The organism is Xanthomonas sp. WHRI 10207, from assembly GCF_040202975.1.
Classification (GTDB): domain Bacteria; phylum Pseudomonadota; class Gammaproteobacteria; order Xanthomonadales; family Xanthomonadaceae; genus Xanthomonas.
Genome location: NZ_JBEGDX010000008.1, coordinates 191,769 through 205,803, shown reverse-complemented (window position 1 = coordinate 205,803; position 14,035 = coordinate 191,769). Strand labels below are relative to the sequence as shown.

The 14,035-nt window shown below is 63.6% G+C and carries 12 protein-coding genes; 4 read left to right on the top strand and 8 right to left on the bottom strand.

From position 1 onward, the window contains the following. Positions 1-56 precede the first annotated feature (56 nt). Together ppsA and ABQU90_RS21200 are read left to right on the top strand one after the other, a co-directional pair. Positions 57-2,435: a phosphoenolpyruvate synthase gene (gene ppsA / locus ABQU90_RS21205; RefSeq protein WP_115513104.1), complete on the top strand. Its 2,379-nt coding sequence runs from the start codon at positions 57-59 to the stop codon at positions 2,433-2,435. After that, complete coding sequence (locus ABQU90_RS21200) at positions 2,435-3,403, top strand: mechanosensitive ion channel family protein (RefSeq protein ID WP_323522731.1); 969 nt, start codon at positions 2,435-2,437, stop codon at positions 3,401-3,403. Before ppsA ends, ABQU90_RS21200 begins: the two co-directional genes overlap by 1 nt. 162 nt (positions 3,404-3,565) lie before the next feature. Here the strand turns inward: ABQU90_RS21200 and orn are convergent, their stop codons facing one another. The 3 genes from orn to mntR all read right to left on the bottom strand — a co-directional run bounded on the left by orn (position 3,566) and on the right by mntR (position 5,201). Next, on the bottom strand, positions 3,566-4,150 hold the full coding sequence (orn, locus tag ABQU90_RS21195) for an oligoribonuclease (RefSeq protein WP_055854059.1): 585 nt from the start codon (positions 4,148-4,150) through the stop codon (positions 3,566-3,568). 71 nt (positions 4,151-4,221) lie between these two features. Then, a complete protein-coding gene (gene tadA / locus ABQU90_RS21190) occupies positions 4,222-4,719 on the bottom strand; it encodes a tRNA adenosine(34) deaminase TadA (RefSeq protein WP_323522730.1) in 498 nt (165 codons plus the stop codon). A gap of 14 nt (positions 4,720-4,733) precedes the next feature. Then, complete coding sequence (mntR, locus tag ABQU90_RS21185; protein ID WP_055854570.1) at positions 4,734-5,201, bottom strand: manganese-binding transcriptional regulator MntR; 468 nt, start codon at positions 5,199-5,201, stop codon at positions 4,734-4,736. Between the two features lie 145 nt (positions 5,202-5,346). Between mntR and ABQU90_RS21180 the strand changes: the two genes are divergently transcribed. After that, positions 5,347-6,681 (top strand): Nramp family divalent metal transporter, encoded by a 1,335-nt coding sequence (locus ABQU90_RS21180; RefSeq protein WP_323522728.1) that lies wholly within the window; start codon positions 5,347-5,349, stop codon positions 6,679-6,681. Between the two features lie 568 nt (positions 6,682-7,249). After that, positions 7,250-8,074, top strand: a complete 825-nt coding sequence (locus ABQU90_RS21175; protein WP_055854567.1) for an alpha/beta fold hydrolase — start codon at positions 7,250-7,252, stop codon at positions 8,072-8,074. Between the two features lie 688 nt (positions 8,075-8,762). On the opposite strand, the gene ABQU90_RS21165 is transcribed toward ABQU90_RS21175, so the two are convergent. The 5 genes from ABQU90_RS21165 to ABQU90_RS21145 all read right to left on the bottom strand — a co-directional run bounded on the left by ABQU90_RS21165 (position 8,763) and on the right by ABQU90_RS21145 (position 13,998). Beyond that, complete coding sequence (locus ABQU90_RS21165; protein WP_323522726.1) at positions 8,763-10,391, bottom strand: MFS transporter; 1,629 nt, start codon at positions 10,389-10,391, stop codon at positions 8,763-8,765. Positions 10,392-10,476: 85 nt separating this feature from the next. Beyond that, positions 10,477-12,324, bottom strand: coding sequence for an amidohydrolase (locus tag ABQU90_RS21160; RefSeq protein ID WP_323522724.1), 1,848 nt, complete (start codon positions 12,322-12,324; stop codon positions 10,477-10,479). A gap of 113 nt (positions 12,325-12,437) precedes the next feature. Further along, positions 12,438-12,875 (bottom strand): DoxX family protein, encoded by a 438-nt coding sequence (locus ABQU90_RS21155; RefSeq protein WP_115553875.1) that lies wholly within the window; start codon positions 12,873-12,875, stop codon positions 12,438-12,440. After that, the gene (locus tag ABQU90_RS21150) at positions 12,872-13,528 is read right to left on the bottom strand and encodes a hydrolase (protein WP_115513111.1); all 657 of its coding nucleotides are present in this window, start codon (positions 13,526-13,528) and stop codon (positions 12,872-12,874) included. Before ABQU90_RS21150 ends, ABQU90_RS21155 begins: the two co-directional genes overlap by 4 nt. After that, entirely contained in the window at positions 13,525-13,998 is a 474-nt protein-coding gene (locus ABQU90_RS21145) for a helix-turn-helix transcriptional regulator (protein WP_407078791.1), read from the bottom strand. Before ABQU90_RS21145 ends, ABQU90_RS21150 begins: the two co-directional genes overlap by 4 nt. Positions 13,999-14,035 lie beyond the last annotated feature (37 nt).

Below are 14,035 nucleotides of genomic sequence, written 5' to 3'. Positions count from 1 at the left end.
TCCTACGGTCGCGGCCATTCAGCCCGCTCGGGCGATGGCCTTACGGAGCATCGCGCTTGAACGAGAATATCCTGTGGTTGCATGAGCTACGCCTGGTCGATCTGGCCCGCGTAGGCGGTAAAAATTCCTCGCTCGGCGAGATGATCGGCAACTTGGCCGGGTTGGGCGTTTCGGTTCCGGGTGGATATGCGACCACTTCAGAAGCGTTCAAGGACTTCATCGCACACAACGATTTGTCCAAGCGGATTTTCGACAAGCTCGCAACGCTGGACGTCGAAGACGTCACCGCGCTCACTGTAGCCGGCAAGGAAATTCGCGGCTGGGTGATCGATGCCCCGCTGCAGCCGGAACTGGACCGCGACATCCGCACCGCCTACGAACAGCTGTGCGCAGAAAACGGCGGCGGCGAAGTGGCCGTGGCGGTGCGCTCTTCTGCAACGGCGGAAGACCTACCGGACGCCTCCTTCGCAGGCCAGCAGGAAACCTTCCTCAACGTGACCGGCGCCGACGATGTCGTGCACAAGGTCAAGGAAGTGTTCGCCAGCCTCTACAACGACCGCGCGATTGCGTACCGCGTGCACCATGGCTTCAAGCACGAAGACGTGTTCCTGTCGGCGGGCGTGCAGCTGATGGTGCGCTCAGGCGTCGGCGCGGCCGGCGTGTTGTTCACGCTGGACACCGAGTCCGGCTTCCGCGATGTGGTGTTCGTCACCTCCAGCTTCGGCCTGGGCGAAATGGTCGTGCAGGGCGCGGTCAATCCCGACGAGTTCTACGTCTACAAGCCCACGCTCACGGCAGGCAAGCCGGCGATCCTGCGTCGCTCGCTCGGCAGCAAGGCGATCCGCATGGTGTATTCGGATGTGCCCGGCGAGCGCGTGCGCACCGAAGACACCCCGGTGGAACTGCGCAACACCTTCTCGATCAGCGACGAAGATGTGCAGGAGCTTTCCAAGCAGGCGCTGGTGATCGAAAAGCATTACGGCCGCCCGATGGACATCGAGTGGGCCAAGGACGGCGTGAGCGGCAAGCTGTTCATCGTGCAGGCGCGCCCGGAAACGGTGAAGTCGCGCAGCCACGCCACCCAGATCGAGCGGTTCTCGCTGGACGCCAAGGGCGCCAAGATCCTGGTCGAAGGCCGCGCGGTCGGCGCCAAGATCGGCAGCGGCGTCGCGCGCGTGGTGCGCTCGCTGGAGGACATGAACCGCGTGCAGGCGGGCGACGTGTTGATCGCTGACATGACCGACCCCGATTGGGAGCCGGTGATGAAGCGTGCATCGGCGATCGTCACCAACCGTGGCGGCCGTACCTGCCATGCGGCGATCATCGCGCGCGAGCTCGGGGTGCCGGCCGTGGTCGGCTCGGGCAACGCCACCGACATGATCAGCGACGGCCAGGAAGTGACGGTCAGCTGCGCCGAAGGCGATACCGGCTTTATCTACGACGGCCTGCTGCCGTTCGAGCGCACCACCACCGACCTGGGCAACATGCCGCCGGCCCCGCTCAAGATCATGATGAACGTGGCCAACCCGGAGCGCGCCTTCGACTTCGGCCAGCTGCCCAATGCAGGTATCGGCCTGGCGCGCCTGGAGATGATCATCGCCGCGCACATCGGCATCCATCCGAACGCGCTGCTGGAATACGACAAGCAGGACGCCGACGTCCGCAAGAAGATCGACGCCAAGATTGCCGGCTACGGCGATCCGGTGAGCTTCTACATCAACCGTCTGGCCGAAGGCATCGCCACGCTGACCGCCTCGGTGGCGCCGCACACGGTGATCGTGCGGTTGTCGGACTTCAAGTCCAACGAGTACGCCAACCTGATCGGCGGCTCGCGTTACGAACCGCATGAAGAGAACCCGATGATCGGCTTCCGCGGCGCCAGCCGGTATGTCGACCCGTCCTTCACCAAGGCGTTCTCGCTGGAGTGCAAGGCGGTGTTGAAGGTGCGCAACGAGATGGGCCTGGATAATCTCTGGGTGATGATCCCGTTCGTGCGGACGTTGGAAGAAGGCCGCAAGGTGATCGAAGTACTTGAGCAGAACGGACTCAAGCAGGGCGAGAACGGGCTGAAGATCATCATGATGTGCGAGCTGCCGTCCAACGCGCTGCTGGCCGATGAATTCCTGGAGATCTTCGACGGCTTCTCGATCGGCTCCAACGATCTGACCCAGCTGACCCTGGGCCTGGACCGCGATTCGTCGATCGTGGCGCATCTGTTCGACGAGCGGAACCCGGCGGTCAAGAAGCTGCTGTCGATGGCGATCAAGTCGGCGCGCGCCAAGGGCAAGTACGTGGGCATCTGCGGCCAGGGGCCGTCGGATCACCCGGAACTGGCCGAATGGTTGATGCAGGAAGGCATCGAGTCGGTGTCGTTGAATCCTGACACCGTGGTCGATACCTGGCTGCGTCTGGCCAAGCTCAAGAGCGAGAGCTGATGGGACTGTTGGGTGCAGTGATGGCGGCAGCTGCGGGAGCAGCTGCTGCAACCACCAAAACGGTAGCCACTGTCCCGAAGCAGCCGACGGGCTGGGACAAGGTCGACTGGGCGCAAATCTTGCTGAACTGGGGAGTTGCGCTCGTCATTCTGGTTGTGGGCATGTGGCTGGCAAAGCAGCTTAGTCAGTGGCTGCACCGTGCTTTGACCCGTGCACGCATTGAAATCACGCTGACCAATTTCCTGCGCAATGTGGTCTATGCATTGCTGCTGGTATTGGTGTTCGTCAGTGCACTGAGCAAGATCGGCGTACCGCCGACCTCGTTGATTGCGGTGCTCGGTGCCGCCGGCCTTGCAGTCGGTCTGGCGTTGAAGGACTCGCTGTCCAACATCGCCGCCGGCGTCATGCTGATCGTGTTGCGGCCGATGCGCGATGGCGACCATGTGGTGATCGCGGGCCAGGAAGGCATTGTCGATGAGATCCGGATCTTTCAGACCCGGCTGCGCGCGTTCGACGAACGCATGATCACCCTGCCCAACAGCACCATCACCACGGCGCCCATCATCAACTACAGCACCCTGCCCAACCGCCGCCTGGAAGTGACAGTGGGCGTGGGTTACCAGGATGATTTGAAAAAAGCGCAGCAGTTGTTGCTGCAGATCGCCAAGGACAATCCGAACGTCCTGGATTCACCCGCACCGTTCGTGCAGGTGACCAACCTTGGCGAAAGCACGGTCGATCTGATGCTGTTTGCTTACGCCACCAATGGCAATTTTGGTGCGGCCAAGAGCAGTACGCTGGAGCAAATCCGCAACCAGCTGCTGGAAAACGGGCTCAACATTCCGTACCCGCAGCGCGACCTGCATGTGTATCACCACGATGCCGATGGCAAGCCGATCTCGGATCTGTTGCGCAAAGGCATTGCCGATGACGGCGACCTGACCAAGGGGCCACCGTTGGCGCGCTGAACATCTGCGTCATCTTTCAAAAGCAAAAGGCCGCATCGAAAGATGCGGCCTTTTATGTTTTATCACTGCCTGCTGCGATTTTACTGCGATTGCGGCCAGTTGCCCTGGCGTTAGCGCGCTCGACGCGCAGCGCGCCAAAACGCATGCCGCCCATCCGCCAGATCAGCCCTGCGTGCCAGCCTCGGTATCACCGCCGAGCGCCCCCATGAACTGCCGATAGTGGCGCAGTTCGTCGATGGAATCGCGCACATCGCTGAGCGCAGTGTGTGCCGAGTTCTTGGCAAATCCGTTGGCCACCGTCGGTGCCCAGCGGCGCGCCAGTTCCTTGATGGTGGATACGTCGAGGTTGCGGTAGTGGAAATAACGTTCCAGACGCGACATCTGGCGGTGCAGGAAGCGGCGATCCTGGCAGATCGAGTTGCCGCACATCGGCGAGGCGCCGGCACGGATCCATTCGCCCAAAAACGCTACCGTCTGCGCTTCGGCCTGTGCGTGGGTGACCTGGCTGTCGAGCACACGCTGCCACAGGCCCGAACGACGGTGCTGGTTGCGGTTCCACTCGTCCATCGCTTCCAGCGTTGCCAGCGGATGGGCGATGGCTAGTTCCGGTCCTTCGGCCAGCACATTCAACTGCGCATCGGTCACGATGGTGGCGATCTCGATGATCGAATCGCGATCGGTATCCAGGCCGGTCATTTCCAGATCGATCCAGATCAGTCGGTCGTTGCCCGCAACGTTGTCTGCCATATCACCGTCCTGTGGAGGCCGTTGCCGGCCGGGGTACTGAAAGGGCGCGCATCATACCGCGGCCATGCCGCTCAGGGTACGAGCGGCGGCTTGCCACGCTTGGCGCGAAAGTAATTGGTCAGCCGCAGGCTTGACTCTGCCGCCAGCACGCCGCCTGCCACCTGCACGCGATGGTTGTGACGCGGGTCGGCCAACAGGTCGAAGACACTGCCACAGGCGCCGGTCTTGGGGTCGCTGGCAGCGAACACCACGCGTGCGATGCGCGCGTGGATCATGGCCATGGCGCACATCGCGCACGGCTCCAGGGTGACGTACAGGGTGCAACCGATCAGGCGGTGATTGGCCAGACGGCGTCCGCCTTCGCGCATGGCCATGATCTCGGCATGCGCGCTGGGATCGTGACTGGCGATGTTGTAGTTCCAGCCCTCGCCCAGCACGTTGCCGTCGGCATCGATCAATACGGCACCAACCGGGATTTCGTCATAGTCGCGCTCGGCACGCTCGGCCAGACGCAGCGCATGCTGCATCCACTGCGCATCGATGACCGCCTGCGGTGAATCGATCGACATCGCGGCCGGCACACTCACTTCGCCTTGCCGCCCTGGCGGTCGAGAAATGCGGCGAATGCGGCAACGGTCGCCTCGCTGACATGGTGTTCGATGCCTTCCGCATCGCGGCGTGCGGTGGCTTCGTCGATGCCGAGTGCGAGCAGGAAGCGCTCGACGATCTGATGCCGCTGCCGGCTGGAAGCCGCCAACGCCTCCCCGGCCGGGGTCAGGAACACACCGCGGTAAGGGCGCTGTACGACCCAGCCGTCGCGGACCAGGCGCTTGAGCATCTTGGCCACGGTGGGCTGAGCCACGCCCAGGCGCGCAGCGATATCGACCTGCCGCGCTTCGCCGCCGTCGACCAATAGATCGGAGATCAGCTCCACATAGTCCTCGACCAGCTCGGCACGGCGCGCTTCGCGCACCTGGCGGAAGCTCTCCATATGCACCTGCGCATCGATCAGGGACGGCGTGGCCGCCTCCAGCTTTTCGCTCTTGCCCACCCGCATCCTCGTCGTCGCGTCCGGCGTCGGTGCCGGGGTGCGTAGTGTGAAGCACGCAGCCGATCAATACGATTGAGTTTGCCAATGCTCAATAGCATAGCACTTGCTATATCATCCATCCGACGCCTCCAACCCGCCGCCCTGCATGTCCGTCGACACCGTTCCCTCCGCACGTTCGCCCGCCTCCACCAATGGTGGGCTGGGCGATCATCACGCCAGCGTTGCCGTGCCCAAGAACGGCCATTGGTGGTTCCGGCTGCTGGCCTTTCTGGGCCCGGGCTACATGGTGTCGGTGGGCTACATGGACCCGGGCAACTGGGCCACCGATCTGGCCGGCGGCTCGCAGTTCGGCTACCTGCTGCTGTCGGTGATCCTGCTGTCCAACGTCATGGCGATCGTGTTGCAGAGCCTGTCGGCGCGTCTGGGTATCGCCACCGGGCTGGATCTGGCACAGGCCTGCCGTGCACGCTACCCACGTGGCGTGAACCTGGCGCTGTGGGGACTGTGCGAGCTGGCGATCATCGCCTGCGATCTTGCCGAAGTGATCGGCACCGCGATCGCATTGAAGTTGTTGTTCGGCATTCCGCTCACCGTGGGCGCGATCATCACCGCGATCGATGTGGTGCTGGTGCTGTTGCTGATGAATCGCGGCTTCCGGGCGCTGGAAGCATTTGTGATGGCGTTGCTGCTGATCATCTTCGTGTGCTTCGGTATCCAGATCGCCTTGGCGGCACCGCCGATCGCCGCAGTGCTGGGCGGGTTCATTCCGCGTGCGCAAGTGATCACCGACCCGCAGGCGCTGTATCTGGCCATCGGCATCATCGGCGCCACCGTGATGCCGCATAACCTGTATTTGCATTCGTCGATCGTGCAGACGCGCGCCTACCCGCGCGATGACGCGGGACGCCGCTCGGCACTGCGCTGGGCAGTCACCGACAGCACGGTGGCGCTGATGTTCGCGTTGTTTATCAACGCCTCGATCCTGATCCTGGCCGCAGCGGTGTTTCATGCGCAGGGCCGCACCGATGTACAGGAAATCGAACAGGCGCATGCCTTGCTCGCGCCGATGCTCGGCGTGGGGTTGGCCTCGACCCTGTTTGCGGTCGCCCTGCTTGCCTCGGGCGTCAACTCGACGGTCACCGCGACGTTGGCCGGGCAGATTGTGATGGAAGGCTTCCTGCAATTGCGCTTGTCGCCGTGGCTGCGCCGCTTGCTCACCCGCGGCATCGCCATCGTGCCCGTCGTCGTGGTGACCTGGCTGTACGGCGAGGCCGGCACCGCGCGGCTGTTGGTGCTGAGCCAGGTAGTGCTGTCGATGCAACTGCCGTTTGCGGTGATCCCGTTGGTGCGCTTTGTCTCGGACCGAACATTGATGGGCGCGCTGGTGGCACCGGCCTGGCTGGTGCGCACGGCCTGGGTGATTGCGGCGGTGATCGTTGTATTGAACGGCAAGCTGCTGTGGGACACCGCGCTGCATTGAGCCTCGGGCGCAACACGCCCGCTCGATGGGATGCCGGCCTGTCGCACGTTGCAGAGCCGGACGTCGATGCGCTGCGGCGTCATCGTGCGTTGCAGAGCCCGATATCGATGCACGCGGACGCGTCGCGCAGCGCCGCGATTCGCCAAAATTGCGCTTGTAGTGCGGGCAGATCCACAACGTTGGATCGGCTACAACAAACAATCTGATCCGCAGCGTTGCCGATAACTTTTGTAGAGCGCACGCAGATGCAATCTGCACTGCGACGCAGGCGGTCTACTGCTCGCATGCACCGGCGCGCCCGTGGCCTGCCTCGCGCTGCGCGGCGCGGCCACGCGCCAGCATGATGCGCACCGCATCGTGCGACCGCCGGGCTGCATGCCCCTCGCCCACAGGAGGTTCCATGGATCCGTTCGAGGCGCATCCGGCCGACGCCGGACGCCGCAGCTTTCTCATCACCGGCACGGTCGCCGTGGCAGCGTTGTCGTTGCCCGCGTTCGCCACCGCCGCAGCTCCCGCACGCGCCCCCGCTGCCACCCCGCCCCACTCGTCCACTCACGGAGTCAACCCGATGTCCAATTTCGTCAAACGCCCCGACGGCGCCAACATTTTCTACAAGGATTGGGGCAAGGGCCAGCCAGTCGTCTTCGCACATGGCTGGCCGCTCAGCGCCGATGCGTGGGATCCGCAGATGCTGTTCATGGGTCAGCACGGGTATCGCGTGATCGCGCACGACCGCCGCAGCCATGGCCGCTCGTCGCAGACCTGGGACGGTAACGACATGGACACCTACGCCGACGATCTGGCCGCCGTGATCGACGCGCTGGATCTGAAAGACGCGATCCTGGTTGGCCATTCCACCGGCGGTGGCGAAGTGGCGCATTACGTTGGCCGCCATGGCAGCAAGCGCGTGGCCAAGGTGGTGTTGGTCGGTGCGGTGCCGCCGCAGATGGTCAAGAGCCCGACAAATCCCGGTGGCCTGCCGATGAGCGTGTTCGACGGCATCCGCGACGGCGTTGCCAAGGACCGCTCGCAGTTCTATCAGGACCTGACCACGCCGTTCTTCGGTGCCAACCGTGATGGCAACAAGGTCACCCAAGGCATGCGCGATTCGTTCTGGCTACAGGGCATGCTGGGCGGCCACAAGGGCCAGTACGACTGCATCAAGGAATTCTCCGAGGTCGATTACACCGCCGACCTGAAGAAGATCGATGTGCCGGCGCTGGTGGTGCATGGCGACGACGACCAGATCGTGCCGATCGATGCGTCGGGCAAATTGTCGGCCAAGATCATCAAAAATGCCGAACTGAAGATCTACGCCGGCGCGCCGCACGGGTTGACCATCACCCACGCCGATCAGTTCAACAAGGATCTGCTGGCCTTCGCCAAGAGCTGATTCTTGTTTCAATGCTTAAGACAAAGGCCGGCTCGTGAGAGTCGGCCTTTTGTTTTGGTACGCATGGGTGCGTGGTGATGAGGGTAGCAGCGTTTGTGTCGATAGGCCTGTTGCCATTCTCTAGGGAGTGCATGGCAACACCGCGCATTGTGGATGGATCGCAGGCGAGCCGAGGACCTGTGCTGCGCTCGAAAAGATGTCGAGCTAGCAAGCGAGGTGGCAACGCGTCACCTTCCCACCGTGAGCACAACAAAGGCCAACCGACCACGCTTATGCGTAGACGCGCAAGTCACGATTTGGCGCAACACCCAGCTGGACAGAATGAAACCGCCAATCACCGCAACCACCAGCAACGCGCCAGTCGGCGTTGCAGTGCCGGCAACCGTAGGTCAAGCAATCTGCATCCAATGCTGATCAGCAGCGCAAGCGATACGTCGACCAGTGCAAGACTTTTGCATCGCCCTGCCTTATCCGACCTTGCTGCAAATCGGGCCGTTGCAAGGAATGAGATTGCATGTAATCCACTTGGCCAGAAAATGCTCCAGCAATGCGTAGTCTCAGTTTATTGCCAGTACCAGCAAGGTGCCAACAAACGCGATGGCTGCGGGCGACGGAATTCCCGCCGCTCGCAGCCCAAATCACTGGCCATGTCAGTGCCAGACCGATCATGCGTGTCGCGTTGAAGTGCTCAGATATCCGAATGCGCATGCGGCGGTAACGCGACACCGCCGCCGCCGACGAAGTGACGGACCAAGGGTGCGCGTTCGCCTTGATGCAGTGCGCGGATCTGCTCCTGCAACTGGCGGTCGTCGCCGGTGACGCGCTCGTGCTGGCGCAGATGTTCCAGCCACGAGGCGACGATGAAGTATTCCAGTTGCACGCCGGGCGTGGCGGCGTCTTCAGCAATGCCCCAGACCACCGCGCCATCACGACGCCGTGCGTTGCCCAGTTGCGTCATCAACTGCAAGAAGGTGACACGTGCTTCGGCAGCGATGCGGTATTCGACCGTCACCAGCACCGGGCCGCGATCGTGCTCGACCGCATCCGATTGCGCCGGTGCAGGCCAATGCCCGCCGGGAGCAAGGTCCAGCTGCTCGGTGCCGGCAATGCGCGCACGCTTGACCAGCAACGCCGCGATCACCGCACCAACGGCAGCGATCTGCAGGGCGGTCGCGATCGAAGTGCGCTGCGCCAACGCGCCCCAGACCAGCGAACCCGACGCCATGCCCGCAGAAAACACCACGATGTACAGCGACAATGCACGTGCGCGCACCCAGGCAGGCACAGCCGTTTGCGCGGCGATCTGCAAGGACGACAGCACCGTGATCCAGGCCAGGCCGTTGACCACCATCACCACGCACAGCACACCGATCTGACGCGACAACGCCAGCCCCAGTAACGACGCCGCACACACCAGGGTGGCCACAAACACCAGCAGGTCACGGTCGTAGCGTGCACGCAGGCGTGGCAGCAGCAAGGCACCACTGATCGCACCGATGCCGATGCAGCCCAACAACACGCCATAACTGCCGGCACCCAGCTGCATGTCGCGACGGACCACCAACGGCAGCAATGCGGTCAACGCGCTGGCGAACAGGAAGAACCCGGCGGCCTTGATCAGTACCGCCTGCAGGCGCCCGGCGCGCGCGGCATAGCGCAGGCCGGCACGCAGGCCCGCGCCGAAGCTCTCCGGTGGCAATGCAGAGGCATGCGCGTCGCGGCGCCAACGCCACAACACCAGCAGCATCAATCCGAAGGTCACGCCATTGAGCAGAAATGCCCACGGCGGCCCGAATTGCGCCACGATCAGGCCACCCACCGCCGGGCCGATCGAGCGGGCGATGTTCATGCCGATCGAATTGAGCGCCACCGCAGAGGCCAGCATCGGCCGCGGCACCAGCTCCGACACGATCGCTGCCTGCGCAGGCATTGCCATCGCTGCGCCCATGCCCATCGCAAAGGTCAATGCCACCAACACCCACGGGGTGAGCAACTGCAGATGCGACAGCAAGGCCAAGACGCCGGCCACCAGCAACATCCAGCCCTGGGTGAACATCAGGTAGCGACGGCGGTCGACGATGTCGGCCAACGTGCCCGCCACCAGCGCGAACAACACCACCGGCAAGGTGGTGGCCGATTGCACGGCCGCCACCATCAATGGCGAGCCGGTCTGTTCGGCCATCACCCAGGACGCGGCGACATCGTTGATCCAGGTGCCGATGTTGCTGCCTAAAATGGCCAGCCATAACGCACGAAAGATCGGCTCGCGCAGCGGCGCCCAGGCACCGCCATCGGCGGGTGCGGCAGAAGAAGTCATCGCGGCAAAGCTCCAGTTGACGGGGTGAAACAAACAAGGTGACGGTATGAGATGCGCCGGCAGGAGCATCGAGACAGTGCCGATTTCAGAACGCGAAACACGCGCAACCCAATGCGCCCCAGAAGCCGCGCAGATCATCGCTGGGCGCAGCATGCTGCGCTGCATGGCCATGCGGCCCGTGCGCGCGACACCCGTGGCCGTGCGTGTGCACATGCGCGGCACTGGCAAGGCCGCTGACCGCACCGCCCACGTGATAGCCACCGAACCGATTGACCGGCGACCAGTCCGGCATGGCCGGCGGCAAGGTCGGCGCCAGCGCGGCAAAGTCGCCATCGCCATGCACCACGCGCCCACCCAACACAGTCAGCACGCTGGTGATGTCGGCAATGGCGGCATCATCCACACGGAAGTAGTCGTCCGACAGCACGATGAAATCGGCCAGCTGCCCCGCCGCCAGCGTGCCCTTGTTGCTCTCGTCGCCAGAGAACCATGCGCTGCCCTGCGTCCACAGCCGTAATGCCTGCTCACGGTCGAGCAGATTCTCTTCGCTGTACAGGGCCAGGCCGCCCACCGTGCGTCCGGTGACCAACCACGACAACGCCACCCACGGGTTGTAACTGGCCACACGCGTCGCATCGGTGCCAGCGCCCACCGGAACGCCGGCGGCCAGCATGCGACGCACCGGCGGTGTGTGCCGCGCAGCCTGCACGCCATAGCGCTCGACAAACGCTTCGCCCTGATACGCCATGCGATGTTGCACGGCGATGCCGCCGTTCAATGCACGAATGCGATCGATATTGCGTGGCGTGATGGTTTCGGCGTGGTCGATAAACCAATGCAGGCCATCGAACGGAATGTCGGCGTTGACCTTTTCGTAGACATCGAGAATGCGTTCGATGCTTTCGTCATAAGTGGCATGGATACGGAACGGCCAGCGTTTTTCGACCAGCAACCGCACCACCTGCTCCAGTTCGGGCTCCAACTCCGGCGGCAGCTCCGGGCGCGGCTCGCTGAACTGCTCGAAATCCGCCGCGGAAAACACCAGCATTTCGCCGGCGCCGTTGTGCCGCAGCAGATCGTCGCCCTTGCGCACCGGCAGCATCTCGGTCCAGCCGCGGAAGTCGTCGACTTCCTTACCCTTGTTCTGGGTGAACAAGTTATAGGCAATGCGCACGCTCAATTGGTCGGCCGCATGTAGCTGCTCGATGACCTGGTAGTCCTCCGGATAATTCTGGAAACCACCGCCGGCATCGATCACCGAAGTGATGCCCAGCCGGTTGAGTTCGCGCATGAAATGACGCGTGGAATTGGCCTGGTACTCCAGCGGCAGGCGCGGGCCCTTGGCCAGGCTGGCGTAGAGAATCAGGGCATTGGGTTTTGCCAGCAGCAAGCCGGTGGGATTGCCCAACTTGTCGCGCTCGATGCGCCCGCCTGGCGGATCGGGAGTAGCCTTGTCGTAGCCGCAGGCGCGCAAGGCCGCGCGGTTGAGCAAGGCGCGGTCGTAGAGATGCAGCAAAAACACCGGCGTATCCGGTGCGATGGCGTTGATTTCGTCCAGGGTGGGCAGGCGCTTTTCGACGAACTGATGCGCGGTGAAGCCACCGACCACGCGCACCCATTGCGGCGCTGGCGTGCGGTCGACCTGCGCCTTCAACATCGCCATGGCATCGGCAAGCGAACGGACGCCATCCCAGCGCAGTTCCAGGTTGTAGTTGAGTCCGCCGCGGATCAGATGGGTGTGGCTGTCATTGAGTCCGGGCAGCAGGCGTCGGCCTTGTGCGTCGATGCTGCGGGCACCGTTTGCAAGCGCCATGATCTGCGCGTCGTCGCCCACCGCCACGATGCGCCCATCGGCCATTGCAATGGCAGTGGCGCTGGGCTGACGAGGATCCAGCGTGGTGATGCGCGCATTGCGAACGACAAGATCGACCATCGGAGATTTCCTTGAAGCAGACGAAGTGCCGGGCAAGGCGCCCAACGCAAGACCGGCCGCAGCGCCCTGCATCCACAGGCGCCGCCCGGCATCGTGATCATTGGGTGCGCCACTCATGCGGCACCACGCTTGCGCAGCCCATCCAGCGACCACGCGCCACCGCCGGCAGCGACCAGGGCCAGCAATACCAGCAACCACATCAGCGGGTACTCCATGCCACCGTGCATCCAGAACCAGCCCTTGGGCACGGCCACCACGACGGTTGTAGCGATGAACACCGCTGCCAACGCAGCACTGGCACGCGTCCACAGACCCAGCAACACCGCCAGCCCGGAGAGCGTCTGCACCAAGGCCAGCAGCAACGGCAACGGCGCTGCAGACGGAAAGCCGAATTGCTGCAATTCAGCGGCAAAACCGGGCAGCCCCGGACCACCGAACCATCCCAGCAACTTGCCCAGGCCATGCGGCAGCAGGAAGCCGCCGCCGGCAATGCGCAGCATCAGCAACGCCGACGCAAGGCCGGCGTTGCCGCGTGGTGCCGATGCGTTCAATGCCCGCCTTCCTGTGCGCCGAACATGGTCTTGGCGTATTGAATGCCGATGCCGTAGCCGCCTGCATGCGCACGTGCGATGCCGGTGGTGAGGTCGTAGGTGTCGCTACGCGCCCAATCGCGCTGCAATTCCAGCAGGTACTGCACGCTGGTGATGGGCGCAGCGCCGGCCTGCACCATGCGCGTCACTGCACGCTCGTGCGCTTCGTCGCTGACATCGCCGCAGGCGTCGGTGATGACGTACACCTCAAACCCCTGCTCGATCGCCGACAGCGTCGGGCCGACGATGCACACGCTGGTCCACAGCCCGGCAATCACCAGACGCTGCTTGCCGATGGCGTTGATGCGATCGATCACGCCCTGGTCTTCCCAGGCATTCATGCTGGTGCGGTCGAACACCGGCTCGCCGGCAAAGATCTCCGGCAACTCGGGAAACAGCGGACCGGAGAACGACTTTTCTGCAACGGTGGTCAGAATCACCGGCACCTTGAAGCCTTTGGCGCCCTTGGCAATCAACGACACGTTGTTGCGCAGCGCCGAGATGTCGATGGTGTGCGTGGCGAACGCCATCTGCGATTGATGGTCGATCAGGATCAGCGCGTGGTCGGCGGGCGACAACAGGGATTTACCGGGGACGGCAGTGGCAGTGGTCATGCGTGATGCTCCATGGGTGTTGAGAAGGATTGAGCGTTGTGCCGATGTGCACGCGGTACGGGTGTCGCGGTGCAGTTAACGTTCGCCACTTGCGCGGCAAAGCGTGCCGGCGTGCACCCTGTGGCGTTGCGGAAGCTGCGCACGAAATGGCTTTGATCGAAGAAGCACAGATCGGTGGCGATCTGGCTGATGGTGTGGCGGCCTTCGCGGAGCATCGCCTGTGCGCGTTCGAGCCGACGACGCCGCAGATACTCCATCGGACTGGCGCCAATCGCGTCGCGAAACACGCGTGCGAAATGGAAACGGCTCATGCAGGCGGCGCCGGCCAGTTGGGTCACGCCGATGGGCTCGTACAGATGTGTGTCGATGTACTGCAGCGCTCTTGCAACAGCACGTACGCGTGGGGCATGCAGTGCGCGCACGTTGCCTGCCTGCAGATCGGGGCGACCAGCGGCAATCAGACTTGCCATGTGGCGTCTCCGGCGGGGAATGTCGCCATGGTGCGGC